This window comes from Robinsoniella sp. RHS, assembly GCF_001029355.1.
GTDB lineage: Bacteria > Bacillota > Clostridia > Lachnospirales > Lachnospiraceae > Robinsoniella > Robinsoniella peoriensis.
In genome coordinates this window covers 1-2,904 of record NZ_JNGB01000168.1, presented here as the reverse complement: position 1 = coordinate 2,904, position 2,904 = coordinate 1, and the positions used below count along the sequence as shown (strand labels likewise).

Here is a 2,904-nt window from a genome sequence, read left to right as displayed (position 1 = left end):
TCCGGAAGTGAGCATCCGGAAGAAGCCCTGAAATTTATTAACCTGTTAAATACAGATCCATATGTGGGAACTTTAATCCGCCATGGTATTGAGGGAGAGCATTATACAGCAGTGGGTGAGAACCAGATTGACCGGACTATGGGCGGAACACTTCCACCGGATAAGAATGGGTATGATTATACCTTTGGATGGCAGTTTGGAACTCCGTTTAATCAGAAATGGGATATCTCATATCCAGAGAATATTGCAGAACTGTTCCAGGAATACAACGACAAGAGCGTTACAGCAAAACACAATGGATTTATGTTTGACACTGCTACGGCAGAAACTGTAATTGCTTCTGTGACTAACGTGGTGGCACAGTATGGACCGGCACTGGAGTCAGGAATGGTAGATCCGGAGGAAAAGATACCGGAATTCCTGAAACAATTGAAAGAAAACGGTGTGGATGAACTGTTAAATGAAATCAGCAGCCAGATTAAGGATCAGAAATAAAATGAAAGAACAGAAGTCGAAGCCAAATATAGTATTTATCCTCACCGATGACCAGGGTGCATGGGCAATGCACTGCGCCGGAAATGCGGAAATCAGGACACCAAATCTGGACCGCCTTGCAAAAGAAGGAATGCGGTTTGAAAACTTCTTTTGCACCTCTCCGGTGTGTTCTCCGGCAAGGGCATCAATTCTCACCGGTAGGATTCCGTCCCAGCACGGCGTGCATGACTGGATCCGTTCCGGAAATCTTGACCGGGAAAGTCTGGGCGGGGAAAAAGAGGATCCTTATTATGCCAGTGAAGAAAAAGCAATTCCTTACCTGGAGGGAGTGCTTACTTACACGGATGTGCTGGCGGCAAACCAGTATAACTGTGCCCTTGCCGGGAAGTGGCATCTGGGTGACAGCAGGAACCCCCAGCATGGATTTTCACGCTGGTATACCATTGCCAGAGGGGGATGCCAGTATTATAAGCCGGATATGATTGAAGATGGAGAACTGCACTTTGATAACCGGTATGTAACGGATCTGATCACGGAAAAAGCAGTCAGTTATCTGGATGGGCTGAGCGGGGAAGACCCCCCATTTTACCTGAGCGTCCACTACACTGCGCCCCATGACCCATGGGATGAAGACCAGCATCCCAAAGAATTTGTGGAGTTGTACCGGGACTGCAGATTCGATTCCGTGCCGGATCTTCCGGTTCATCCAAACCAGATTGAAAGTGCTCCTTATGGTACCGGAGAAGTCCGTAAGTCACTGCTGAGAGGTTATTATGCAGCTGTATCCGCTATGGATGCCGGGGTTGGGAAAATACTCAACAGACTGGATGAGCTTGGAATCAGGCAGAATACCATCGTCATGTTTATGGCTGACAATGGTATGAATATGGGTCACCATGGAATCTGGGGCAAAGGAAATGGAACATTCCCGTTTAATCTATATGATACGGCGGTGAAAGTACCGTTTATTGCATCCTGGCGCGGTAAAATACCCGAGGGCATTACAGCGGAAAGTATGCACAGCCAGTATGACTTTATGCATACGCTGCTGGATCTGGCGGAAATCCCTGCGGAACTGCCCGAAAATCTCCCGGGAAGCAGCTTTAAAGAGGTATTGCTTACCGGCAGGAAAAAGGGCGGTGGAGAGGTTGTGGTCTATGATGAATACGGTCCCAACCGGATGATCCGTACCAGTGAATGGAAGCTGATTCACCGTTATCCTTACGGACCGGATGAACTGTACCATTTAAGCTGCGATCCGCAAGAGGCAGATAACCTGATTGGCAGAGAGGAATATGGATCTGTGCAGAAAGAGCTTCTGGACAGGCTAACCCGCTGGTTTATCCGGTATGCGGATCCTAAAATGGATGCGTCCCGGGAAGGAGTGACCGGATTCGGGCAGTTGTGCAGGCCAGGGTGGTATTCACAGGGAAAGGATACTTATGCAAAATCCTCAAAATATCAAAGTAAGATGTAATTAACTGTTTTATGCCCCGCCGCCAACTTTCAGACACACTCTGGGGCAGGGGTTTTCAAATGAAATAGGAGGAAAAGGGTATGGGAAAGAGATTAATTAGTATGTTTTTGGCACTAATCCTGCTTTTGGCAGGTATTCCGGAAATGGGGCTTCTTGCAAAAGCAGCAGAACCCGGAAATGCAGATCTGTTGAAACTTGTCGTGAATGAGGTGCCGGTGATTCAGCAGGAATTTAATCCAGAGCAAACAGAGTACACGGGCACTGCATATATGAGCGTTAAGAAGCTGAATGTATGGGCTGTTCCGTCAGATCCCAATGCAGTGGTGAATATTAACGGTACGGAAGTGGATTCATCTAACGTCGCAAAGGATAATAATTACGGCAGACAGGCGGTGGAATTTGACCAGAAACAGCAGGCGAATATTACGATCCAGGTGTCCAATGGAGACAACGAAAAAACATACCATGTTTTGATACAGAAAGAAGATACGGACTACCGCGGCAGATCTTTAATTGAAGTAAAGAGTGTTTCAGCCAGCAGTGAGCAGGAGGGATTTGAAGCCGCAAAAGCCATTGACAAGAATGAGGCGGCAGGCTGGAAACCAAATGCAGCTAATGCAAAAGAAGTAGTTGGACAGTACATTGATTTTGATTTAGGACAGAATTATGTGGTGAGCAGAATGACGGCACTGCTTAACACCCCGGAAGACTGGGGACAAAACAGCATCTGGAATAATATGGTGGGCGTACAGGTGCGGGAAGACGGAAGTGATGAGTGGACAACGGTATTTGAAAAAGGCAATCTAAGAAACCGGACCCCGAGACAGGTCACCGACCCATCCAGACAGTTTCACCGCTATGAATTCGGAGACAACTACACAGGAAGATACATCCGATTTTCATATACGAGATACGAGATGAATCTGATTCCG

The 2,904-nt window shown here is 47.2% G+C and carries 3 protein-coding genes; all 3 read left to right on the top strand.

What is annotated here, in order from left to right:
• A partial coding sequence (locus RHS_RS27375; RefSeq protein ID WP_047834960.1) for a DUF3502 domain-containing protein occupies nt 1-495 on the top strand: 495 nt, incomplete at its 5' end.
• 1 nt (nt 496) lies between these two features.
• A complete protein-coding gene (locus RHS_RS27370; RefSeq protein ID WP_047834961.1) occupies nt 497-1,972 on the top strand; it encodes a sulfatase-like hydrolase/transferase in 1,476 nt (491 codons plus the stop codon).
• Nucleotides 1,973-2,052: 80 nt separating this feature from the next.
• Nucleotides 2,053-2,904: discoidin domain-containing protein (locus RHS_RS27365; protein WP_047834959.1), on the top strand; the 852-nt coding region annotated here is incomplete at its 3' end.